The organism is Serratia sp. CY33802 (genome assembly GCF_052169095.1).
Taxonomy (GTDB): domain Bacteria; phylum Pseudomonadota; class Gammaproteobacteria; order Enterobacterales; family Enterobacteriaceae; genus Serratia; species Serratia bockelmannii.
Genome location: NZ_JBJNLL010000007.1, coordinates 47,898 through 70,259, shown reverse-complemented (window position 1 = coordinate 70,259; position 22,362 = coordinate 47,898). Strand labels below are relative to the sequence as shown.

Here is a 22,362-nt window from a genome sequence, read left to right as displayed (position 1 = left end):
GTCCGGCTATTTTTGCGGATTGCAGATACAAAAAAACACCCGGAAGGGTGCTTATCTGTTGTCATCAAGAGTTGGTTGCGGAGGCCGGATTTGAACCGACGACCTTCGGGTTATGAGCCCGACGAGCTACCAGGCTGCTCCACCCCGCGTCCGTCTTGATGCTGTATTACTACGAAGCCACCGTTCATGTTATGCCGCTGGTACGACATTCGGTTGGTTGCGGGGGCCGGATTTGAACCGACGACCTTCGGGTTATGAGCCCGACGAGCTACCAGGCTGCTCCACCCCGCGTCCGTATAATACTTTGTTATCGAAGCCAAACGCAAATACCGCCAATGCGGCATCGGTTGGTTGCGGGGGCCGGATTTGAACCGACGACCTTCGGGTTATGAGCCCGACGAGCTACCAGGCTGCTCCACCCCGCGTCCGATGGATGCGCACTATACTCTCCGTGCGTTTTGTTGCAAACCCTTTTTGCATTTTATTGGCCTAAACCCGTTTTTCTGCTGGATTTGCCCGCAATTTGCCTTCTTTTTCATCACCATCCTCCGTGCGGCTTTTTTTATTTGCAGCGATTCCTTTATCAATGAGCGTTTGTTATCGTTCAGCCGGTAGATCATATCAGTTTGAGAGTGTGCGCGATGAAAGGACGTTGGGGCAAATACCTGCTGGGCGGGTTGTTGGTGGCGGTGTTGGCGGGCTGTTCGTCCAAGCCGACCGATCGGGGTCAGCAATATAAAGACGGCCGTCTGGATCAATCGCTGGAGCTGGTCAATCAGCCCAACGCCAAAGGTTCGCCGGTCAACGCCAAGGATTATTCGGATCAGCTGATGGAGATCAAGTACGCGTCGCCTTCGCTGTTTAACCGCAACAACAGCACCTATCAGGCGGTGCAAAGCTGGATGGCGTCCGGCGCCGACACGCGCATGCTGAGCCAGTACGGCCTCAGCGCTTACCAGATGGAAGGTGTCGACAATTACGGCAACGTGCAGTTTACCGGCTACTATACGCCGGTGGTGCAGGCGCGCTATACCCAACAGGGCGAGTTCCGCTATCCGCTGTACCGCATGCCGCCGAAGGGCAGAGGCCGCTTGCCGGATCGCGCGGGCATCTATTCCGGCGCGCTTGACGATCGCTATATCATCGCTTACACCAACTCGCTGATGGACAACTTCATGATGGAAGTCCAGGGCAGTGGCTATGTCGACTACGGCAACGGCCAGCCGCTGGTGTTCTTCGGCTACGGCGGTAAGAACGGCCACGCCTATCGCAGCATCGGCAAGGTGCTGATCGATCGCGGTGAAGTGGCCAAGGCGGACATGTCGATGCAGGCGATCCGTCAGTGGGCGGATACCCACAGCGCCGCAGAGGTGCGTGAGCTGCTGGAGCAGAACCCGTCGTTCGTGTTCTTCCGTCCGGAAGCTTTTGCGCCGGTGAAGGGCGCCAGTGCGGTGCCGCTGATCGCCAAAGCCTCGGTGGCCTCCGACCGTTCGCTGATCCCGGCGGGCACTACGCTGCTGGCCGAAGTGCCGCTGCTGGACAACAAGGGTAAATTCACGGGAAAATACGAGATGCGTCTGATGGTCGCACTCGACGTGGGCGGGGCCATCAAGGGCCAGCATTTTGACATGTATCAGGGCATCGGGCCGGATGCCGGCCACTCGGCGGGATACTACAACCACTATGGCCGCGTCTGGGTGCTGAAGAACAACGGTGGCGGTCAGTTGTTCAGCGCCAATCAGTCAAACGGCGGCGGTTCGTTGTTGGCCACTCGGTAAACGCATACGACGTGAAAAGATTGACCCGCAAGGGCCGGATTTTCCGGCCCTTATCATTTGCATTACGAAGGTAATTAAAGCGTTATGAGCACAGCTTATTCGGAAGCCTATCTGCAGCGTTTCGGCGGCACGGCGCGGTTATACGGCCAGCAGGCGCTGGCGGTGTTCGCGCAGGCGCATGTCTGCGTGATCGGCATCGGCGGCGTGGGTTCCTGGGCGGCTGAGGCGCTGGCGCGCACCGGCATCGGCGCCATCACCCTGATCGACATGGATGATGTCTGCGTTACCAATACCAACCGCCAGATCCACGCGTTGCGCCAGCATGTCGGGCAATCGAAAACCGAGGTGATGGCGGAGCGTATCCTGGCGATCAACCCGGAATGCCGGGTGACCTGCATCGACGATTTCATCACCCCGGACAACGTCGCCGAGCTGCTGGACCATAACTTCAGCTACGTCATCGACGCGATCGACAGCGTGCGGCCGAAGGCGGCGTTGCTGTCATACTGCCGCCGCTTCAAGATCCCGGTGGTGACCACCGGCGGCGCCGGCGGTCAGGTCGATCCGACCAAAATCGAAGTGGCCGATCTGGCCAAAACCATCCAGGATCCGCTGGCCGCCAAGCTGCGCGAGCGGTTGAAGCACGATTTCAACGTGGTGAAAAACGGTAAGGGTAAGCTGGGCATCGACTGCGTCTTCTCCAGCGAACCGCTGGTTTACCCGCAGCCGGACGGTTCGGTGTGCGCTTCGCGCAGCACGGCGGAAGGGCCGAAAAGAATGGATTGCAGCGCGGGTTTCGGCGCGGCGACCATGGTCACCGCCACTTTCGGCTTCGTCGCCGTGTCGCACGCGCTGAAAAAGATGGTGGCGAAGGCGGCGCGTCAGGCGTAACGGGCGGCGATCGCCTGCACGGCGGCGGCCAACGCCGCCAGCCCGCTGGCGCGAGTGGCGCTCAGCTGAGCGCGCAGCGCCAGGCGGTCGAACAGTGCCAGCGGATCCAATGCGGCGATCTGCTGCGGCGTTTTCCCTTCCACTTCGGTCAGCAGCACCGCCAACAGGCCACGCACGATGCGGCCCTCGCTGTCGCCATAAAAGTGCAGCGTGCCGTCTTCCAGCAACTGGTGCCCCAACCAGACGCGGTTTTCACACCCGCTCAACGCCATTTCTTCACTGCGCAAGGCCTCCGGCAGCGGCGGCAGCCGTTTTGCGAGCATGATCAGCTGGCGGTAGCGGTCTTCCCACTGTTTCAGCGCGCTGAAGGTAGCGATCAAGGCTTCGGCGGTGATCTCTCGGCCAAAAGGATGGGGGGCGAGCATAGTGTCTCCGGAAATCACGTCAGTCGGCCAGCAGATCGAGGGCGTGAGTCAACGCGCTGACCAGCGTATCGACGTCCTGTTGTGTATTGTAGGGGGCGAACGACGCGCGCAGCGTGCCGCTGACGCCTAATGCCGCCATCAGCGGCTGCGCGCAGTGCTGGCCGGCGCGCAGCGCAATGCCTTGCTCCGCCAGCAGCGTGACGATGTCGCTGTGGTGTACGCCGGCGATATCGAACGCCAGCAGGCTGGAACCGGAACTGCGGAAGCTGCGAAAGCCCGGCAGCTGCGCCAACTGCTGTTCCGCCCGGTCAGCCAGCTCGCGGCTGTAACGTTCCGCCGCCGCCATGTCCTGTTCACTCAGCCAGGTGAGCGCGGCGGCCAACCCCAGCACGCCGGCGATGTTTGGCGTGCCGGCTTCGAAACAGTGCGGTGGCTTTTGTGGGGTAAAACCGTCGAACGACGCCTGGGTCAGCATCTTGCCGCCGCCTTGCCAGGGTGCCATCTGCGCCAGCAGCTCGGCTTTGCCGTACAGCGCGCCGATGCCGGTCGGGCCATACAGTTTGTGGCCGGAGAAGGCGTAAAAATCGATGTCGAGCCGCTGTACGTCGGCCGGGCCGTGAACCACGCCCTGAGCGCCGTCAACCATCACGTGCGCGCCGGCGGCATGCGCCATGGCGATTGCCAGTGCCAGGTCCGGGCAGCCGCCGGTGACGTTGGACATTTGCCCCAGCGCCAAAAGGCGGGTTTTGTCGTTGAGCAGGGCGGGTAGCTGCGTCAAATCCGGCAACCGGTCGGCGCCGATCGGCAGTTTTACCACCCGCGCGCCGGTTTGCTCCGCCACCATCAGCCAGGGGATCAGGTTGGCGTGGTGTTCCGCTTCGCTCACCAGGATTTCATCGCCCGGCTGCAGACGCGGGCGCAGGTAGCTCTGCGCCACCAGGTTGATCGCCTCGGTGGTGCCGCGCGTCCAGACGATGTCGTCGGCCGACGGCGCATTGATCAATTTCGCCACCTTGCCGCGTGCCTGCTCGAAGCGGGCAGTCAGATCCTGCGCCGCCCGATGCTGGCTGCGGTGCACGGTGGCGGCGTCATCGCGATAAAATTGCTGCGTGGCGTCGATGACCGCCTGCGGTTTCAACGCGGTGGCGGCGCTGTCCAGATAGATACCATCCTGCGCGAGCGCGGGAAACTGTTGGCGAAAAAGGCTGGGGTTAAAAGGCGTCATACCCTGATTGTCACTGGCTTGAGTCGATGGGTGATCCTGTCCTATTTTGCCGCCGGAGACAAGCGATCCTGCCTATTAGGACTTATCGCCTGGCAAAATTGGGAAAGTTTGTTATGCTATTAAATGTGCGCTTATTAATCGCATCTATACACATAAAGGTATTTATCAGCATTTAAAACTAAAAAGGAGTCCTCAATGAAGAAAACAGCCGCAGTTCTCTCTGCCCTGATGCTTACGTTCACCCTGGCCGCCTGTTCCAGCAACTACGTGATGCATACCAATGACGGACGCACCATTGTCGCTGACGGCAAGCCAAAAGTGGACAACGATACCGGCATGATCAGCTATAAAGACGCTAACGGCGTCGAGCAGCAGATCAACCGCGCCGATGTGAAAGAGATGGTTGAAAGCAACCAGTAACCGTCAGGCAAAAAAAAGCACCGCAAGTTTTGCGGTGCTGCATAAAATCACTATGGACAGACAGGGTAAATGTACAGGAAGTGAAAAAACAGTAGCCTAGCTACCATGTCCGGAATCGCCGGACAATTTGCAAACACAACATCACAACCACAAGCCAAAAGTTCATCGGCGTCCTCGACACCCACTCCCTTTTCGTTCCGGCCCGGGAAGTGCCGCCACTATAGGTATTTGCTGGCGCATCCTCAACGGACAAATTATAATGGATCGGATTAAAAAAACTAATGGCAATACGCCGTTAGCGTTTACCGATGGCTTGCCACACAAAGCCGCCCGATTTTCGGCGCCGAATCATTCGGATTAATGTTACACAAAAGTAGCTAATTTAATGTCTAAACGCTTACCTCCCCTCAATGCGCTGCGCGTGTTCGATGCGGCCGCTCGCCACCTGAGTTTCACCAAGGCGGCGGAAGAGTTGTTCGTGACCCAGGCCGCGGTGAGCCACCAGATCAAGTCGCTGGAGGACTTCCTCGGACTGAAGCTGTTTCGCCGGCGCAATCGCTCGCTGCTGCTGACCGAAGAGGGCCAAAGTTACTACCTCGATATCAAGGAGATTTTCTCTTCGATCAACGAGGCGACGCGCAAGCTGCAGGCGCGCAGCGCCAAGGGGGCATTGACCGTCAGTCTGCCGCCGAGCTTCGCCATTCAGTGGCTGGTGCCACGGCTGTCCGGCTTTAACTCAGCTTATCCGGGCATCGACGTGCGCATCCAGGCGGTAGACCGCGAAGAGGACAAGCTGGCGGACGACGTCGACGTGGCGATTTTCTACGGCCGCGGCAACTGGCCGGGGCTGCGCGCCGAGCGCCTGTATGCGGAATATTTGCTGCCGGTGTGTTCGCCGAGCCTGCTGACCGGCGATCATCCGCTGAAAACCGCAGAGGATCTGGCTTATCATACGTTGCTGCATGACGTTTCACGCCGCGATTGGCTGGCTTATACGCGCCAACTGGGGTTGCAGCACATCAACGTGCAGCAGGGGCCGATCTTCAGCCACAGCGCCATGGTGGTGCAGGCGGCGGTGCACGGTCAGGGCGTGGCGCTGGTGAACAACGTGATGGCGCAAACCGAGATTGAAGCCGGTCGCCTGGTGTGCCCGTTCAACGATGTGCTGGTCAGTAAAAACGCTTTTTATCTGGTATGTCATGACAGCCAGGCAGAACTGGGTAAAATAGCCGCCTTCCGGCAGTGGATCCTGGCGCGCGCCGCCAGCGAACAAGAGAAGTTCCGCTTCCGCTACGAACAATAAGGCCGGCCGCCGCCTTGCCGCGGCCGGTAATTTTTAATGGGATAGATCACGATGAGCAGCCGTTCCATGCTGGTTTTCGCCGCTATCAGCGGCTTTGTGTTTGTCGCGTTGGGCGCATTCGGCGCGCATGTGTTAAGCGGTACGCTCGGCGCCAATGAAATGGCCTGGATCCGTACCGGGCTGGAGTATCAGGGGTTCCACACCCTGGCCATCCTGGCGCTGGCGGTCGCGATGCAGCGCCGCGTGAGCCTGTGGTTTTACTGGAGCGGAGCGCTGTTGGCGTTCGGCACCGTGTTGTTCAGCGGCAGCCTCTATTGCCTGGCGCTGTCGCACCTGAAGGTCTGGGTATATATCACGCCGGTTGGCGGCGTGTGCTTCCTGATCGGCTGGATATTGATGTTGATTGGCGCTTTGCGTCTGAGGAAAAAGGCCGAGCGCCATGAATAAGATTGCGTTGTACTGCCGCCCAGGCTTTGAAAAAGAGTGTGCGGCAGAGATCACCGACAAAGCCGCCCAGCTGGAGATTTACGGCTTTGCACGAGTAAAAGAGCACAGCGGTTACGTGCTGTTCGAATGCTATCAGCCGGACGATGCCGATCGCCTGGCGCGGGAGATTCCGTTCCGCGAACTGATTTTCGCCCGCCAGATGATCGTGGTAGGTGAGCTGCTGCGCGATCTGCCACCGGAAGATCGGGTATCGCCGATCGTTGGCATGCTGATCGGCGTGGTTGACCGCGGCGGCGAGCTGCGGGTGGAAGTGCCGGACACCAACGAAAGCAAAGAGCTGATGAAATTCTGCCGCAAATTGACGGTGCCGCTGCGCGCCGCGATGCGCGAGCAGAAGGTGCTGATGGCGCGCGAGAACCCGACTCGCCCGGTGGTGCACGTGTTCTTCATCGCGCCGGGCTGCTGCTACGTCGGTTACTCCTACAGCAACAACAACTCGCCGTTCTACATGGGCATTCCGCGTCTGCGCTTCCCAGCCGATGCGCCGAGCCGTTCGACGCTGAAGCTGGAAGAAGCGTTCCACGTGTTCATCCCCGTCGACGAGTGGGACGAACGCCTGGCCAGCGGCATGCACGCGGTCGATCTGGGCGCCTGCCCGGGCGGCTGGACCTATCAGCTGGTGAAACGCAGCATGATGGTGCATTCGGTGGATAACGGCCCGATGGCGCCGAGCCTGATGGAAACCGGCCAGGTGACGCACCACCGCGCCGACGGCTTCAAGTTCGAGCCGAACAGCAGCAAAATCTACTGGCTGGTGTGCGACATGGTGGAGAAACCGGCGAAAGTGACCAGCCTGATGATTCAGTGGCTGGTGAAAGGTTGGTGCCGCGAAGCGATCTTTAACCTCAAGCTGCCGATGAAAAAGCGCTATGAGGAAGTGTCGCAAAACCTGATGAGCATCCGCGAAGCGCTGGGCGCTGCCGGCATCAGCGTCGAAGTGCACGCCAAACAGCTGTATCACGACCGCGAAGAGATCACCGTACACGTGCGCCGCATGTGGTCGGCGGTGCCGGGTCGCCGCGACGAGCGCGATTAATCGCGTTAAACCTGATGAAGGGCGCTGCTTGCAGCGCCCTTATTGTATCGGCAGTCGCAGCTGCTGCAGGTTGCCGTCCAGCGACAGATCGGTGCGCAGCGTGGCGACTTGTTTGCTGACGTAGGCCAGCTCGCGGTGCTGCTCCAGCTTGCCGCGCCATTTCTCCGGCACCTGCTCCAGGTGCTGATAGATCCCGTCCAGACTGCCCGACTGCTGCAACAGCAGCACGGCGGTTTTCGGCCCGATGCCGGCCACGCCGGGGATCTTGCTGCTGCCGATCCCCGCTAACCCCCAGTAGTCCGGCAGTTGCTGCGGCTGCACGCCGAATTCCTGCTGCACGAAAGGCATATCCAACCAGCGTTTCTGGAAGTAATCGCGGATCTGTACGTTCGGCGCCAGCAGCTGGCAATAGCCTTTGTCGGTGGAGACGATGGTCACCTGGTGGCCGCCGCCGGCGACCTTCGCCGCCAGCGTGGCCGCCAGATCGTCTGCCTCGTTGCCGGGTGAATGCCAGCTGGCGACGCCCAGTTCGGCGAAGGCCTCACGCAACTGCGGCATCTCCTGCTGCAGGTTTTCCGGCATCGGCGAACGCCCGGCCTTGTAGTCCGGCAGAATTTGGTGACGCCAGCTATCGCTGCGATCGTCCTCGTCGAATACCGCTACCGCGTGGGTCGGGCGGCTGTGCTGGAGAAGCTGCTGCAGCGCGTGGCGGCAGGCGTTGACGCAAGGAGAGCCCTGTACGGCGTGAATGCGGCGGATGAGGTTCAGGGCGTCGACAATCAGTAGGTGTATCATCATGGGCGGCAAGGTCAGAAAAAACAGGGCGGCCGTTACGCCGCCCAGGATTGAGGATCAGGCGACGATTTCGTAGCAGGGCACATAGGCGCTGCCCGGCAGCTTCATGCGGTGCTGGGCGACAAAGCCCTGCAGCAGGCTGTCCATCTGCTTCATCATCTGCGGTTCGCCGTGCAGCTTGTACGGGCCGAACTGTTCAATGGCGTGGATGCCGTTTTCCTTCACGTTACCGGCCACGATGCCGGAGAAGGCGCGGCGCAGCGCGGCGGCCAATTGCTCCGGCGGCTGGTTCGGATACAGATTGAGGTTCGCCATGTTCTCGTGGGTCGGCTCGAACGGCAGCTGCAGATCCGGCGCGATGCGGATCGACCAGTTAAAGCTGTAGGCGTCGCCGGTGTTGCGGCGGTTTTCCTTCACCAGCGGCATGGCTTTTTTCATCTGCCGCGCGACTTCCGCCGGATCGTCGATGATGATGGTGTAGTGACGGCGCGCCGCGTCGCCCAGCGTGTTCATAATGAACTCGTCCAGCACGCGGAAGTAATCGGCGCTCTCTTTTGGCCCGGTCAGGATCAGCGGCAGCACCTGTTCGCTGTTCTCCGGGTTCATCAGGATACCCAGCAGGTACAGCAGCTCTTCGGCGGTGCCGACGCCGCCCGGGAAGATGATGATGCCGTGCGCGATGCGCACGAAGGCTTCCAGGCGTTTTTCGATGTCCGGCATGATCACCAGCTCGTTCACCAGCGGGTTAGGCGGCTCGGCGGCGATGATCGACGGTTCGGTCATGCCGATGAAGCGGCTGTTGCGGTAACGCTGCTGCGCGTGACCGACCGCCGCGCCTTTCATCGGCGCTTCCATGGCGCCCGGCCCGCAGCCGGTGCAGATGTTCAACTCGCGCAGGCCCAGCTGGCTGCCGACCTTGCGCGCGTACAGGTATTCGTTCTCGTTGATCGAGTGGCCGCCCCAGCACACCACCATGTTGGGATCTTCATCCAGATGCAGCGTGCGTGCATTGCGCAGGATCGAGAACACCAGGTTGGTGATGTGGGCCGAGTTTTCCAGGTTCAGATGCTGGAAACGGCCGGCGCTGGCGATTTGGCCGTGCACGAACAGGATGTCGCGCAACACGGCGAACAGGTTGGCCTGCAATGAACGGATGATGCGGCCGTCGACGAACGCTTCTTCCGGCGGGTTGACCAGCTCCAGTTTCACGCCACGCTCGCGGCGCAGCACGTTGATATCGAAGGTTTCATAGCGCGACAGCAGCTGTTTGCTGTTGTCGGTTTGGCTGCCGGAGTTCAACACGGCCAGCGAACAGTTGCGGAACAGGCGGTACAGGTCGCTGCTGGCAGTGCGTTTCAGCATGTCTACTTCCAGCTGCGACAATAAATCCATAGAGCCAAGCGGGCTGATGTGTGTAATCAAGGTAACTCCTTTGCACCCGGTGCGGGGCGGTAGTAATCCATACGCAGCAAAACAGCATCTCGTTATGGTTGGCGTGCTGCGGTGCAACGGGCGTTCTGCCCGGCTGCAGCCTCGTTTTAACCTTACCGCCGTCCCTGCGCTTTTACCAACACAAACCGCTCGTTAGCTCAGTTGTTGAGCAATGTTTCGCACTTATTGGCGCGCCAGGCGGCCGTGCTCGGGAGTGAACGCGACGTTGCTGCGCCACGGGTTGATGTCCAGCCCGCCGCGACGGGTGTAGCGAGCGTAAACCGTCAGGCTCTGCGGCCGGCAGTAGCGCATCAAATCATTGAAGATGCGCTCGACGCACTGTTCGTGGAATTCGTTGTGGTGGCGGAAGGAGACCAGGTAGCGCAGGAGCGCTTCGCGATCGATCTTGGCGCCGCGATAGCTTATCTGCACCGAGCCCCAGTCCGGTTGATGGGTGATCAGGCAGTTGGACTTCAGCAGGTGGCTGACCAATTGCTCTTCCACTACCTCTTCACCGGCGGCGTTTAACAGGTAGTCGGCGTTGAACTCATAATTGTCGATGCGGATATCCTGCTGGTCGATGCAGTTGCCGGCCAGACGGGCGATCGGCGTGCCTTCCAACTGCTCGACGCTGAACAGGGTGACGCTGACTTCGCCCTGGGCGCAGGCGGACAGATCGCGTTGCAGGGTGCTGCGCACCGTTTCCCCATCGGCGAACGGCGTTTGGTTGAAGCTGTTGAGATACAGCTTGAAGCTTTTCGATTCGATCAGGTTCAGGCTGTCGGCATTGAGGCTGATCTCGCCGACCGCCACCTGCGGCAGCCCGTTGGCGTTCAGCCAGGAGAGTTCGTACAGCGTCCAGATGTCCGCGCCGTGGAAGGGCAGGTTGTCGGGATACAGCCCCAGCGGCTCGCGGTTCATGCTGCGCGGCACCGCCTGCAGCAGCGTGGCGTCGTAGCGATCGCGGTAGGCGGTGGGTTTGCCCAGCGTCAGCCCCGACAGGGCCTGGTGGTCTTGATATGAGGACATCTGCTGTCACCTCGGTCAGAGATAGGTACAATGGCCGTCAGTTTAACGTATGCGAGAAAGAATATGGACCATGATGTATCGCACGCCCTGCGTGAATTCACTCAACGCTATGTCGAGTTGTGGCAGCAAGAGCGCGGCCACGCGCCGGCCAGCGAGGCGCTGTACGGCGTGCCGTCGCCCTGCATCGTGGAGAATCGCGAGGACGACGTGCTGTGGTTGCCGCAGCCTTTCGAACCGGCGGCGACGCTGGAAAAGGTAGAGACCGCGCTGGAGCTGCGTTTGCAGCCGGATGCGCATCGCTTCTACACGCAGCAATACGCCGGCGACATGAGCGCGCAGTTCGGCGAGCATCGCCTGAGCCTGCTGCAGGTCTGGAGCGAAGAGGATTTTATCCGCCTGCAGGAAAACCTCATCGGCCATTTAGTGACGCAAAAGCGCCTCAAATTGTCGCCGACCCTCTTCCTGGCGACCACCGAATCCGAGATGACGATGGTGTCGCTGTGCAACGTCAGCGGCAACGTGGTACTGGAGCAGTTCGGCAGCGATAAGCGCACCTTGTTGGCGGCGACGCTCGGGAATTTCCTCGATGCGCTGCGCCCTATGCTGGACTGAAGCGCGGCGGATTCGCCGTCGCCCGTGTGAGAGATCTCTCACACGGGCTGTGAGATATCGCTCTTAATTTTTCCCACCTTTATCTAGCCTATGAGATTATTGTTATCCAGATCAATTGGTTAGAATTTCTTTAGGATAACTCTTAGTCTTAATTTAGTGTGAGACACCTCCCAAACCCTTGTGATTCCGGGGAATTTAAGCGATCTTATCTTTACCGGAACGGAACCGGCGGAGCAGGAAAGCATCAGGATGATGCAGCTTCAGGAAGAAGAAAGGGATGCGCTCAGGCAAGAGCGAAGGATGGCGTCAGGAGATGCCCAGGATGTTTCAGGATAGAAACCAGGGACACCTCCAGGACGGAGATTGAGAGCCGGCACAGGACTGTCGGCGGGTCAGGAAGGCTGAGGAACCGCGTCAGGACGATGCTGCAGGATGATGCAAGGATCACTTGGTCAGGATGGCCGCAGGAAAAGTTTTCAAGGATTGAGCAGGGAGCACACTGTGTAGCGGGATAGCTATAAAACGAACCGGGGGCACTGTTAACGCAGTGCCCCCAACTTTTTGTTCTCTCCCGCCGTGCGTGCTCCTCTGCTTAATCCATCGTCAGCGTTAACCAATCGCGCCCAGCGTATCGCCTGCGCCCTGTTTTTTCGGCAGCAGGAACAGCGTGGCGTAGATATCCAGCAGGTAAATCGCCGCCAGCAGGCTGATGGCGGCGGTAAATGACACCTGCGTCACCAGCGCACCGATCACCAATGGCCCCAGGCCGCCGACGCCGCGCCCCAGATTGAACAGGATGTTTTGCGCGGTGGCGCGCGCCTGTACCGGGTAGGTATCGGAAATCAATGCGCCGTAGCCGCCGATCATGCCGTTGACGAACATGCCCATCACGGCGCCGGCGAACAGCATCAGCATCGGATCGCTCAATTGGGCGTAGCCGATCACCATCACTACCGCGCCTACCTGATACAACACGAAAATCTTCCAGCGGGCGAAGCGATCGGCCAGCACGCCAAACAGCCAGATACCGAACGTCATGCCGACCACCGTTACCGCCGTCCACAGGCCGGACTTGGTGAGTGAGAAGCCGAAGTTTTTCGCCAGGTAAGTCGGCATCCAGATCATCAGCCCGTAGTAACCGAAGTTTTGCACCGAACAGAGAATGAAGATGCCGATGCTGGCCTTGCTGGTAGCGCGATCCTTAAACAGCAGGCGCAAACGCTGCAGGAAGGAGAGCGGCTGCCCGGCGTCTTTCTGCCGCACGAACGCCTCCGGCTCGCCCAGCGTGCGGCGGATCAGGAATGACGCCAGCGCCGGCAGCAGACCGACCAGGAACATACCGCGCCAGCCGATGTGTTCCAGCAGCAGCGGCGTCAGGAAGGCGGCTGCCAGCACGCCCAATTGCCAGCCCATGCCGACGTAAGCCGAAGCGCGGTTGCGCTTCTCCGCCGGCCAGGCTTCGGCGATCAGCGCCATGCCGATGCCGAATTCGCCGCCCAGCCCGATGCCCGCCAGGGTGCGATAGGCCAGCAGATCCCAATACCCTTGCGCCACGGCGCACAGGCCGGTGAACAGGGAAAACATCAGAATGGTGATGGTCAGCACCCGGATTCGGCCGAAACGATCGCTGAGGTGGCCGAAGATCACGCCGCCCAGCACCGCGCCGATCAGCGTCCAGGTGACCAGCGAACCGGCGGCCGATGAGGTTAATCCTAATTCGATGCTGATGGCCGGCAGCATAAAGCCGAGGATCAGCAGGTCAAACCCGTCCATGGCGTAACCGGTGACCGAGGCCAGCATGGCTTTACCGGGCGTCGCGTGGTTTTTTTTCTCTGTTATTACGGACATGAATCTTTATCTGTGTGGTGTATTCGGTGGGCCTATTGTGCCGCGTGGCGGCGATCGCCACCAGATAAAAACGGCAGCCGGTCTCGGGCGCGCCAAATTTGGGCTATAAAAATGCTATGCTTTGCCGCCTTTCAGCCAGCGAGCTGAATACCACCATAATGAAAAGAGATCGGGAATGCAGATGAGTATACATAACCAGGTGCGCCGCAGTTTGCAGGCGATTGAACAATCCATGCGCGATCTGGCGCTGTGGCAGGCCGCGCCGCCTGAGCATGAGGCTTTTTCCAGCACCGAACCGTTCTGTATCGACAGCATGTCGGCCGAAGCCTGGCTGCAGTGGGTGTTTCTGCCGCGCATGTATGCGCTGCTGGATGCCCAAGCGCCGCTGCCGACGCGCTTTGCTATCACGCCTTATTTCGAAGAGGCGTTGAAAGATCGCGAGCCGAGCAGCCTGCCGCTGCTGGTGCTGCTGCAACAGCTGGATTTGATGTTAAACAAAGAGCCGTAATTCACCGGCGGCGCGCAGATTTTTGCCGCCCGGCAGTGTAGAGTACTCGCGCGGATGCCGGGCAGGAGAGCCGACGGTGTCTTTCGGCTCGGTTGAACCGCGGCGGTTGACCGGGGGCTGCATTAGGATGATGAGGTGCTGCAATAATGGATTTATTAAGGTTTATCCTGCGTTTGCCTTTTACCCTGGTTAAGGGCGTTTGTCGCCTGCTGGGTGGGGCGTTGTCGCTGTTGGGACGGTTGCTGAGACCGCTGGTCGGCAACCTCAGCTGGCGCGCGCCGGCCTGGTGGGCTGCGCTGCCGCGCGGTTTTTTGCGGCTCGAAAGCGGCGTGGATAAACACCCGAAAGCGATCGGTCTGGGCCTGCTGCTGCTGGCGGGGGCCGCGGGCGGCGCGTTTTACGGTTGGCACTGGTGGCAAAATCGGCCCCAGCCCATCGAGCCGGCGCCGTTGGTGGTTCAGGAGATCAGCGCCGAGGTGGCCAACCCCGAGCCGATAGATTACGCCGCCGCCCGGCAGGCGCCGCAAACGGTGAGCCTGACCTTCAGCGGCTCGGTCGCGCCGATCGCCGTGGTGGGTAAAACCGTGAGCGCCGGTATCACCCTCAAACCGACGGCGGAAGGGCAGTGGGCGTGGAGCAATGAATCAACGCTGGTGTTCTCGCCGAAAAAACCGCTGCCGATGGGAGCGAAATATGAGGTGGCCCTGGAGCCCGCCACCTTGCTGGCGCCGCAGGTCAAGCTCGCCAAAACCCGCTATGCCTTCACCGTGCCCGCGTTCGATTACCGTCTGGGGCAGGCCGAGTATTACCGCGATCCACAGAATGCGCAGAAACGCAGCGCGATTTTCAATCTGCAGTTCAACGCGCCGGTCGACGTCGCCAGCTTTGAAAAACAGATTTCGCTGGGATTGAAGGAAGGCAGCACGTCCTCCGAGAAAAAGCTGAACTTCTCTCTGGTCTATGACGAGAAAAAACTGAACGCCTGGGTGCATTCCGAGCCGCTTCAGGCGCTGGATCAGGGCGGCGCGGTGCATCTGACCGTCGGTAAGGGCGTTAAATCGACGGCGGCCGGCAACGCTGTCGAAGAGGCGAAAAGCAACTGGGTCAAGGTACCCACCCTCTACAGCCTGGCGCTGAGTGACGCCAGCGCTCAGGTCGTGGACACCGACGGCGGCCAAGGGCAGCGTGCGCTGGTGGTCGGTTTCAGCGATGCGGTGAAGGATAAAGAGTTGGTGCGGGCCACCAAAGCCTGGCTGCTGCCGCAGCACGATCCGAGCGATGCCGAGGCTGCCAACGATGCCGAAGACTTCTATCAATGGACGGTCGACAGCGTCGGCAAAAACGTGCTGGCGCAGGCGACGCCACTGCCGTTGACGCTTAACGAGGCGGAAGAGGCCTATCAACCGCAGTTCAGCTTCCGTTTCGACGCTCCGGCGCACCGCTTTGTGTTGCTCGAGATAGACAACCAGCTGGTCTCTGTCGGCGGTTACAAGATGCCGAAGAAGGTTTATCGGGTGGTCGAAGTGCCGGAGTTCCCGAAATCGCTGCAGTTCATGTCGCAGGGCTCGCTGCTGTCGGTTAACGGCGACAAGCAGATCAGCGTGGCGGCGCGTAACGTGGCGGGCCTGCGGCTGGACATCAAACGGGTGATCCCGAGCCAGCTGCAGCACATCGTCTCCTTCAAAAGTCGGGACTACTCGTCCACGGAATTCAACCGTCTCAACGACGAATATTTCACCGAGCATTTCAAATACCAAACGGCGCTCAACAACGAGCGGCCGGGGGAAGTGAACTATCAGGGCATCGATCTCTCCCGTTATCTTTCCACCAACGCCAGCTCCCATCGCGGGGTATTCCTGCTGACGCTGTCCGAATGGCAGCCGAACCGAAAACCGGCGGCGGAAGAGGCGGGCGCCGAGCAGGATCAGGAACAAGATGAAAGCGAAGGGGAAGAGCAGCCCGACGTCGGCGATTCGCGCTTTGTGGTGGTGACCGATCTGGGCATCGTCGCCAAGAGCTCGCAGGATAAGACGCGCGATGTCTTTGTGCAGTCGATCCAAAGCGGCGCACCGGTCAGCGGCGCCACCGTGTCGGTAGTGGCCAAAAACGGCGTGACGCTGCTCAGCCAAACCACCGGTGCCGACGGCCACGTGCGTTTCCCGGCGCTCGATGTATACACCAACGAGCGCCAGCCGGTGATGTTTCTGGTGGAAAAGGAAGGGGATGTCTCCTTCCTGCCGACCGGTAGCTATAACGATCGCGGGCTGGACTTCTCGCGCTTCGACGTCGCCGGTGAACAAACGCCGACCGATCCGCGCACCCTCAGCAGTTATCTATTCTCCGATCGCGGCGTTTATCGGCCGGGGGATACTTTCAATATTGGCCTGATCACCCGCGCCGCCGACTGGGGCGTTGGCCTGGCCGGCGTGCCGGTGCGTGCCGAAATTCGCGATCCGCGCGACAAGCTGATGTCCACCGTACCGCTGACGCTGGGCGCCAGCGGTTTCAACGAGCTGAGCTATACCACCGATGAAAACTCACCGACCGGCGAGTGGAACGTCTATCTGTATCTGATCGGCAAAAACAACGATACCTCCACGCTGCTCGGCCATACCGCGGTCAATGTGAAGGAGTTCGAACCGGATCAGCTGAAAGTGAAGCTGGCGTTGACGCCGGACCGCCAGCAAGGCTGGGTAAAACCGTCTGAGCTGAAGGCCAGCATCGACGTGCAGAACCTGTTCGGCACCCCGGCGCAAGATCGCCGCGTGACCACCAGGATGACGCTGCGGCCGATGTATCCGAGCTTCGATCGCTTCCCGGATTATGCGTTCTACGAAAACCGGCAAAACAGCGACGGGTTCGAAACCGAGCTGGAAGATCGCACCACCGATGAGCATGGCGCGGCCGATATTCCGCTCGATCTGAAATCCTACGCCGACGCGACCTATCAGCTGCAGCTGTTGTCGGAGGCGTTCGTCGCCGGCGGCGGGCGTTCGGTGGCGGCTACCGCCCGTACGCTGGTTTCGCCTTACGATTATCTGATTGGGGTGAAGGCCGACGGCGATCTGGGCTACATCAATCGCGACGCGGAGCGGCATCTGAATGTGATCGCCATCGATCCGGCCCTGAAACAGATCGCCATGCCGAATCTGAAGCAGGTGCTGATCGAACAGAAATACATTTCGGTGCTGACCAAACAGGATTCGGGCGTTTACAAATACCAGTCGAAGATGAAGGAAGTGCAGCTGTCGGAACAGCCGCTGGCGCTGAGCGAGCAGGGCGCGGATCTGCGGCTGACGACTGATAAGCCGGGCGACTTTGTGCTGGTGATTGAAGATGCGCAGGGCAAGACGCTCAACCGCGTCGCCTACAGCGTGGCCGGCAACGCCAACCTGAGCCGTTCGCTGGATCGCAACGCCGAACTGAAGCTGAAACTGAACCAGGCGGAATACCAGCCGGGCGAGGAGATCGAGGTGGCGATTAACGCGCCCTATACCGGCAGCGGTTTGATCACCATCGAGAAGGACAAGGTTTACGCCTGGCAGTGGTTCCACAGCGATACCACGAGCTCGGTGCAGACGATCCGCGTGCCGGCCGGCATGGAGGGCAACGGCTACATCAACGTGCAGTTCGTGCGCGACATCAACTCCAGCGAGATCTTCATGAGCCCGCTGAGCTACGGCGTGATGCCGTTCAAGATCAGCACCAAGGCGCGCCAAAACAGCCTCGAGGTGACGGCGCCGGCGGTCATCAAGCCGGGTGAAAACCTGACGATGACGGTCAAGACCGATGCGCCGCAGCAGGTGGCGCTGTTCGCCGTCGATGAGGGCATTCTGCAGGTGGCGCGTTACCGCCTGAAGGATCCGCTGGAGTTCTTCTTCAGCAAGCGCGAACTGAACGTGAGCAGCTCGCAGATCCTCGATCTGATCCTGCCGGAGTTCAGCAAGCTGATGGCGCTGACCGCGGCGCCGGGCGGCGATGCGGGCGAAGGGTTGGATCTCAACCTCAACCCGTTCAAACGCAAGCGTGACAAGCCGGTGGCCTACTGGTCCGGCATTACCGAAGTCAGCGGCGAGAAGCAGTTCGTCTACCCGGTGCCGGACTACTTCAACGGCAAGATCCGCGTCATGGCGATTTCGGTGACGCCGGAGAAAATCGGCAAGGCGCAAACCGCCGCCACGGTGCGTGACAGCTTCATCATGACGCCGAACGTGCCGGCGATGGTGGCGCCGGGCGATGAGTTCGACGTCAGCGTGGGCATCAGCAACAACCTCGAAGGGCTGAACGGCCAGTCGGCAGCCATCAACGTCCTGCTGACGCCGCCGCCGCAGTTGGAGGTGGTGGGCAACGCGACGCAAAGCCTGACGCTGGCGGAAAAACGCGAGGGCGTGATCGCTTTCCGCCTGCGCGCCAAAGCCGTTTTGGGCGATGCGCCGCTGGTGTTCGACGCCCGTTACGGCGACCAGGCCAGCCGCCGCACCGTCAGCACCTCGGTGCGGCCGGCGGCGCCGTACCGCACCCAGTCGGTGATGGGGCGCATGAGTGGCAGCAGCCAGAACGTCGATGGCCTGCGCCAGATGTTCGATGCTTTCGCGCAGCGCCGGGCTGCGGTGTCGAATTCACCGCTGGTGCTGACCAATGGGCTGGCGCAATACCTGGCGGATTATCCGTATTACTGTTCCGAGCAGATTGTCAGCCGTTCCATTCCGCTGATGCTGCAAAGCCGCCACCCAGAGATGAAAAGCAGCCTGAGCCAGGCGGAAGTCAGCAAGCAGCTGCGCAATCTGCTTGGCGTGCTGCGCGCCCGCCAGAACGACAGCGGGGCGATCGGCGCCTGGCGTTCATCGCCGGATGCCGATCCTTTCGTCACGCCTTATGTGGTGCAGTATCTGCTCGAAGCCAAAGCGGCGGGCTACGCCCTGCCGGAAGGCATGCTGGATGAAGCCAACGGCGCGTTGCGCGAGCTGGCGGCCAGCGGTTTCGACGATCTGTATCTGCTGCGCCTGCGCAGCTGGGCGGTTTACCTGCTGACGCTGCAGGGCGAAGTGACCACCAACTCGCTGGCGGCGGTGCAGGATACGCTGCAAAAACGCTATGGCGAGGGCTGGAAAACCGACCTGAGTGCGCTGTATCTGGCCTCTTCCTATCGCCTGTTGAAGATGGACGACGAAGCCGCCGCGTTGCTGCAACCGAGCTGGCAGCAACTGAGCAAGGCGTATGACAGCGCCTGGTGGACGCAGAACTATTTCGATCCGCTGGTGCAGGATGCGACGCGGCTGTATTTGATTACCCGTCACTTCCCTGAGAAGGTGGCGTCGATTCCGCCGCAGGTGCTGGAGAACATGGTCAAGGCGCTGAAAGAAGAGCGTTACACCACGTACTCCTCTGCAATGAGCATCCTGGCGCTGGAAAGCTATTCGACTGTGGCGGCGGCGCAATCCGCCAATGCGGACGCGTTAGGCATCGTGCAGGTGGGCAAAAGCGGCGGCGAACCGCAGCGCATCAGTGAGCTGCAGGGGCTGTTCGTTCAGGGGCAGTTCAACGCCGATGCCACCGCCGTGCGCTTCACCAACGGCGGCAATGCGCCGGCCTGGTATGTGGTGACGCAGGCCGGTTACGATCTGAATGCGCCGCAAAAAGCGCTGTCGCGCGGCATTGAGATTGTCCGCGATTACACCGACGAGCAAGGCAAAGCGGTGACGCAGGTGACGCTGGGGCAGAAGATCAATGTCCATCTGAAGGTGCGCGCCAACTCGAAAGAGGGGCAGAGCAACCTGGCGATCGTCGATCTGCTGCCGGGCGGGTTCGAAGTGGTGCAGCAGACGCCGCCGGAACCGGCCGATACCGGCGAGGAGAGCGACGATCGCGGCGGCTGGCAGTCGCCGCTGGCCGCCACCGGCTCCACCTGGGCGCCGGATTACAGCGATATCCGTGAGGATCGGGTGATTATCTACGGCAGCGCCGGCACCGAGGTGCAGGAGTTCGTCTATCAGATCAAGGCCACCAATACCGGCAGCTTTATTGTTCCACCGGCCTACGGCGAAGCCATGTACGACCGTGAAGTGCAGGCCATGTCGGCCGGCGGCGGTAAGCTGGTGGTGGTGCCGGCGGGCAACGACTAGGCCGTATCCGGCGCCAGGCCAGCGTCTGGCGCCGATATGTTGAGAACGTATGAAGATCCTGACCGGGCGCGTGCTGCAAAACGGCTTGATGGCGGTGTTTTTACTGGCGCTGCTGCTGGCCGCGATTCGGCTGTGGCCGCATCCGCCCCTGTGGCAGGGGCTGCCGCAGTCTTCCGTTTATTATGACAGGCACGGCGCGCTGCTGCGCATCACGCTGGCCAACGACGATCGCTACCGGCTGTGGACCCCGCTGGAGCAGGTGTCCCCGCTGGCGGTGCGCGGGCTGCTGCTGCACGAGGATCGTTGGTTCTACTATAACCCCGGCTTTAACCCCGTCAGCCTGATGCGCGGCTTCTGGCGCAGCTATGTCGCCGGCGGCAAAATGCAGGGCGGATCGACCATCAGCATGCAGCTGGCGCGGATGCGCTGGCATCTCAATACCCGCACGCCGGGCGGCAAGCTGCTGCAGGTGCTGCGCGCGGTGCAGCTGGAACTGAGCTACTCCAAGCGCGATATCCTGGAAGCCTATTTGAATTACGCGCCCTACGGTCGCAACATTGAAAGCATCGGCGCCGCCAGCCTGATCTACTTCGCCAAGTCGCCGAAGGCGTTGACCCTGCCGGAGGCGCTGACGCTGGCGGTGCTGCCGCAGTCGCCCAGCTACCGTCTGGAGCCAAAAACCGGCGTGCTCGGTGCCGCATTGACGCAGGCGCGCAACCGTCTGTTCCAGCGCTGGCAGCAGGTTTACCCGATCGACGCCAGCCAGCAAACGCTGTTCCGCCTGCCGCTGGCGCTGCGGCAGCCTGAACAAGTGCCTTATATTGCGCCGCACTTTATCGAACAGCTACGCCTGCAGACGCAGCAACTGGTGCAGCGCGATACCCGCGTAGACACGACGCTGGACGCCGGGTTGCAGCGGCTGGTCGAGCGGCAGGTTAACGCCTTTATCGCCCGCAACCGCAGCCGCGGCATTCAAAACGCCGCGGTGCTGCTGGTGGACAGCCGCGATATGGGGGTGCGCGCGCTGGTAGGATCGGCGGACTATTACAATCGGCCGATCCAGGGGCAGGTGAACGGCACCAACGCCAAACGTTCGCCGGGCTCGACGCTGAAGCCGTTCATCTACGCGCTGGGCATGGAGCAAGGCGTGTTGCATCCGATGACTATCCTGAAAGACGTGCCTTCGTCGTTCGGCGCCTATGCGCCGGAAAACTTCGACCGGCGCTTTCTCGGTCCGGTGACCGCCACCGACGCGCTGAACTTCAGCCGTAACATCCCGGCGGTATATGTCGCCTCGCAGCTGCGCCAGCCGACTTTTTATCAGTTCTTACGCCTGACCGGCGTCGCCAATATGGCCAATGAGAGCCACTACGGGCTGTCGCTGGTATTGGGCGGCGGTGAGGTGACGGCGCAGGAATTGGCGAAGCTGTATGCGCTGCTGGCGAACCGCGGCGAGCTGCGGCCGCTTCGCATGCGATTGAACGAGGCCGAATCGACGCCGGTGCGGCTGCTGAGTGAGGAGGCCAGTTTCATCACGCTGGATATGCTGCGCCAGCACCGGCGGCCGGGCGATACGCTGGCACAGCGTTCTTCTTCGCTGCCGGTGTATTGGAAGACCGGGACTTCATGGGGCTTTCGCGACGCCTGGAGCGTCGGAATTTTCGGCCCTTACGTGCTGGTGGTGTGGGAAGGCAACTTCGACGGGCGCGGCAACAATGCGTTGGTCGGCGCCGAGGCGGCCGCGCCGCTGTTTTTCAATATCATCGACAGCGTCAACGCCAGCTACCCTGGCCTGCGGGAACCGAAACATCCGTTCCCCCAACGGCTGCGGCGGGTGGAGATTTGTCTCGCCAGCGGCGATCTGCCGACGCCGTGGTGCCAGCAAAAGGGCAAGACCTGGTTCATTCCCGGCAAGTCGCCGATCAAGGTGGACAGCGTCTATCGGCCTGTGGTGCTGGATATTCACAGCGGCGAGGTCGTTTGCCCGCCGTATGACGCGGCGCAGACTCGTACCGAAATCTTTGAATTCTGGCCTTCCGATTTGGCCAACGTGTTCGCCCAGGCCGGGCTGCCGAAACGGACGCCGCCGGTTAACCGCTGCAAGGATAACGGCATCGCCGTCGGCGGCAACGCGCCGCGCATCACTTCGCCGCTGAAAAATACCACCTATACCCTGCGCCAGTCGCAGCAGGGGCGGGACAAAATCGCCTTCAATGCGGTGACGGATGCCGACAGCAAGACGGTGTACTGGTTTGTCGACGATATCTATCTCGGTAGCAGCGCCAGCAAAAAGCCGATCGACTGGCGGCCGATCAACAACGGGCGTTATCGCATTCGGGCGGTGGACGATCGCGGCCGCGCCGATACGCGCCTGGTGACCATCGAATGGGTAAACTAGCGCTGAGCCGCACGCCTGTTATACTCGCGCCCGA

At 60.9% G+C, this 22,362-nt stretch carries 16 protein-coding genes and 3 tRNA genes; 10 read left to right on the top strand and 9 right to left on the bottom strand.

Annotated features, from left to right (window positions below; all coding sequences use genetic code 11):
• Positions 1–72: 72 nt before the first annotated feature.
• From ACJ8HA_RS19100 to ACJ8HA_RS19090, 3 genes are all read right to left on the bottom strand, one after another.
• A tRNA-Met gene (locus ACJ8HA_RS19100) sits at positions 73–149 on the bottom strand.
• 65 nt (positions 150–214) lie between these two features.
• Positions 215–291, bottom strand: a tRNA-Met gene (locus tag ACJ8HA_RS19095).
• A gap of 57 nt (positions 292–348) precedes the next feature.
• A tRNA-Met gene (locus tag ACJ8HA_RS19090) sits at positions 349–425 on the bottom strand.
• 216 nt (positions 426–641) lie between these two features.
• Here ACJ8HA_RS19090 and mltA point away from each other — a divergent pair.
• Both mltA and tcdA read left to right on the top strand, forming a co-directional pair.
• Positions 642–1,778 carry a murein transglycosylase A gene (mltA, locus tag ACJ8HA_RS19085; protein ID WP_025304054.1) on the top strand — a complete coding sequence of 379 codons (1,137 nt, stop codon included), beginning with the start codon at positions 642–644 and terminating at the stop codon, positions 1,776–1,778.
• 84 nt (positions 1,779–1,862) lie between these two features.
• On the top strand, positions 1,863–2,669 hold the full coding sequence (gene tcdA, locus ACJ8HA_RS19080; protein ID WP_025304053.1) for a tRNA cyclic N6-threonylcarbamoyladenosine(37) synthase TcdA: 807 nt from the start codon (positions 1,863–1,865) through the stop codon (positions 2,667–2,669).
• On the opposite strand, the gene csdE is transcribed toward tcdA, so the two are convergent.
• Entirely contained in the window at positions 2,660–3,094 is a 435-nt protein-coding gene (gene csdE / locus ACJ8HA_RS19075; RefSeq protein ID WP_442515447.1) for a cysteine desulfurase sulfur acceptor subunit CsdE, read from the bottom strand. The two genes, tcdA and csdE, sit on opposite strands and share 10 nt — an antisense overlap.
• A gap of 19 nt (positions 3,095–3,113) precedes the next feature.
• Positions 3,114–4,319: a cysteine desulfurase CsdA gene (csdA, locus tag ACJ8HA_RS19070; protein WP_442515446.1), complete on the bottom strand. Its 1,206-nt coding sequence runs from the start codon at positions 4,317–4,319 to the stop codon at positions 3,114–3,116.
• A 195-nt stretch (positions 4,320–4,514) separates the two neighbouring features.
• On the opposite strand from csdA, the gene ACJ8HA_RS19065 reads away from it, so the two are divergent.
• The 4 genes from ACJ8HA_RS19065 (at position 4,515) to rlmM (ending at position 7,585) form a co-directional block, all read left to right on the top strand.
• Positions 4,515–4,739 carry a YgdI/YgdR family lipoprotein gene (locus tag ACJ8HA_RS19065; protein ID WP_025304050.1) on the top strand — a complete coding sequence of 75 codons (225 nt, stop codon included), beginning with the start codon at positions 4,515–4,517 and terminating at the stop codon, positions 4,737–4,739.
• Positions 4,740–5,124: 385 nt separating this feature from the next.
• Positions 5,125–6,042 carry a transcriptional regulator GcvA gene (locus ACJ8HA_RS19060; RefSeq protein WP_025304049.1) on the top strand — a complete coding sequence of 306 codons (918 nt, stop codon included), beginning with the start codon at positions 5,125–5,127 and terminating at the stop codon, positions 6,040–6,042.
• Positions 6,043–6,093: 51 nt separating this feature from the next.
• Complete coding sequence (locus ACJ8HA_RS19055; RefSeq protein ID WP_004931896.1) at positions 6,094–6,489, top strand: DUF423 domain-containing protein; 396 nt, start codon at positions 6,094–6,096, stop codon at positions 6,487–6,489.
• Positions 6,482–7,585 carry a 23S rRNA (cytidine(2498)-2'-O)-methyltransferase RlmM gene (rlmM, locus tag ACJ8HA_RS19050; RefSeq protein WP_049206163.1) on the top strand — a complete coding sequence of 368 codons (1,104 nt, stop codon included), beginning with the start codon at positions 6,482–6,484 and terminating at the stop codon, positions 7,583–7,585. Before ACJ8HA_RS19055 ends, rlmM begins: the two co-directional genes overlap by 8 nt.
• A 39-nt stretch (positions 7,586–7,624) precedes the next feature.
• On the opposite strand, the gene xni is transcribed toward rlmM, so the two are convergent.
• The 3 genes from xni to queF form a co-directional block, all read right to left on the bottom strand.
• Positions 7,625–8,383, bottom strand: coding sequence for a flap endonuclease Xni (gene xni / locus ACJ8HA_RS19045; RefSeq protein ID WP_015378904.1), 759 nt, complete (start codon positions 8,381–8,383; stop codon positions 7,625–7,627).
• Between the two features lie 54 nt (positions 8,384–8,437).
• The gene (gene ppnN, locus ACJ8HA_RS19040) at positions 8,438–9,802 is read right to left on the bottom strand and encodes a nucleotide 5'-monophosphate nucleosidase PpnN (protein ID WP_019455737.1); all 1,365 of its coding nucleotides are present in this window, start codon (positions 9,800–9,802) and stop codon (positions 8,438–8,440) included.
• A gap of 192 nt (positions 9,803–9,994) precedes the next feature.
• Entirely contained in the window at positions 9,995–10,840 is an 846-nt protein-coding gene (queF, locus tag ACJ8HA_RS19035; protein WP_142591632.1) for an NADPH-dependent 7-cyano-7-deazaguanine reductase QueF, read from the bottom strand.
• A 63-nt stretch (positions 10,841–10,903) separates the two neighbouring features.
• Between queF and syd the strand changes: the two genes are divergently transcribed.
• Positions 10,904–11,452 (top strand): SecY-interacting protein, encoded by a 549-nt coding sequence (syd, locus tag ACJ8HA_RS19030; protein WP_049207286.1) that lies wholly within the window; start codon positions 10,904–10,906, stop codon positions 11,450–11,452.
• A 609-nt stretch (positions 11,453–12,061) separates the two neighbouring features.
• Here the strand turns inward: syd and ACJ8HA_RS19025 are convergent.
• Positions 12,062–13,300: an MFS transporter gene (locus ACJ8HA_RS19025; protein ID WP_127146780.1), complete on the bottom strand. Its 1,239-nt coding sequence runs from the start codon at positions 13,298–13,300 to the stop codon at positions 12,062–12,064.
• A gap of 181 nt (positions 13,301–13,481) precedes the next feature.
• Here ACJ8HA_RS19025 and ACJ8HA_RS19020 point away from each other — a divergent pair, with 181 nt between their 5' ends.
• The 3 genes from ACJ8HA_RS19020 to pbpC all read left to right on the top strand — a co-directional run bounded on the left by ACJ8HA_RS19020 (position 13,482) and on the right by pbpC (position 22,328).
• Complete coding sequence (locus ACJ8HA_RS19020) at positions 13,482–13,808, top strand: YqcC family protein (protein WP_025304043.1); 327 nt, start codon at positions 13,482–13,484, stop codon at positions 13,806–13,808.
• Between the two features lie 146 nt (positions 13,809–13,954).
• Positions 13,955–19,930 carry an alpha-2-macroglobulin family protein gene (locus tag ACJ8HA_RS19015; protein ID WP_442515445.1) on the top strand — a complete coding sequence of 1,992 codons (5,976 nt, stop codon included), beginning with the start codon at positions 13,955–13,957 and terminating at the stop codon, positions 19,928–19,930.
• Between the two features lie 49 nt (positions 19,931–19,979).
• The gene (gene pbpC, locus ACJ8HA_RS19010) at positions 19,980–22,328 is read left to right on the top strand and encodes a penicillin-binding protein 1C (RefSeq protein WP_442515444.1); all 2,349 of its coding nucleotides are present in this window, start codon (positions 19,980–19,982) and stop codon (positions 22,326–22,328) included.
• Positions 22,329–22,362: the final 34 nt, after the last annotated feature.

Excerpts from the sequence above, each read along its gene's own strand:
- ACJ8HA_RS19060 (WP_025304049.1), top strand. The coding sequence starts at position 5,125 with ATGTCTAAACGCTTACCTCCCCTCAATGCGCTGCGCGTGTTCGATGCG.
- csdE (WP_442515447.1), bottom strand. The coding sequence starts at position 3,094 with ATGCTCGCCCCCCATCCTTTTGGCCGAGAGATCACCGCCGAAGCCTTG.
- rlmM (WP_049206163.1), top strand. The coding sequence starts at position 6,482 with ATGAATAAGATTGCGTTGTACTGCCGCCCAGGCTTTGAAAAAGAGTGT.
- syd (WP_049207286.1), top strand. The coding sequence starts at position 10,904 with ATGGACCATGATGTATCGCACGCCCTGCGTGAATTCACTCAACGCTAT.
- ACJ8HA_RS19015 (WP_442515445.1), top strand. The coding sequence starts at position 13,955 with ATGGATTTATTAAGGTTTATCCTGCGTTTGCCTTTTACCCTGGTTAAG.
- queF (WP_142591632.1), bottom strand. The coding sequence starts at position 10,840 with ATGTCCTCATATCAAGACCACCAGGCCCTGTCGGGGCTGACGCTGGGC.
- ACJ8HA_RS19020 (WP_025304043.1), top strand. The coding sequence starts at position 13,482 with ATGAGTATACATAACCAGGTGCGCCGCAGTTTGCAGGCGATTGAACAA.
- ACJ8HA_RS19065 (WP_025304050.1), top strand. The coding sequence starts at position 4,515 with ATGAAGAAAACAGCCGCAGTTCTCTCTGCCCTGATGCTTACGTTCACC.
- ACJ8HA_RS19025 (WP_127146780.1), bottom strand. The coding sequence starts at position 13,300 with ATGTCCGTAATAACAGAGAAAAAAAACCACGCGACGCCCGGTAAAGCC.
- pbpC (WP_442515444.1), top strand. The coding sequence starts at position 19,980 with ATGAAGATCCTGACCGGGCGCGTGCTGCAAAACGGCTTGATGGCGGTG.
- mltA (WP_025304054.1), top strand. The coding sequence starts at position 642 with ATGAAAGGACGTTGGGGCAAATACCTGCTGGGCGGGTTGTTGGTGGCG.
- ACJ8HA_RS19055 (WP_004931896.1), top strand. The coding sequence starts at position 6,094 with ATGAGCAGCCGTTCCATGCTGGTTTTCGCCGCTATCAGCGGCTTTGTG.
- xni (WP_015378904.1), bottom strand. The coding sequence starts at position 8,383 with ATGATGATACACCTACTGATTGTCGACGCCCTGAACCTCATCCGCCGC.
- csdA (WP_442515446.1), bottom strand. The coding sequence starts at position 4,319 with ATGACGCCTTTTAACCCCAGCCTTTTTCGCCAACAGTTTCCCGCGCTC.
- tcdA (WP_025304053.1), top strand. The coding sequence starts at position 1,863 with ATGAGCACAGCTTATTCGGAAGCCTATCTGCAGCGTTTCGGCGGCACG.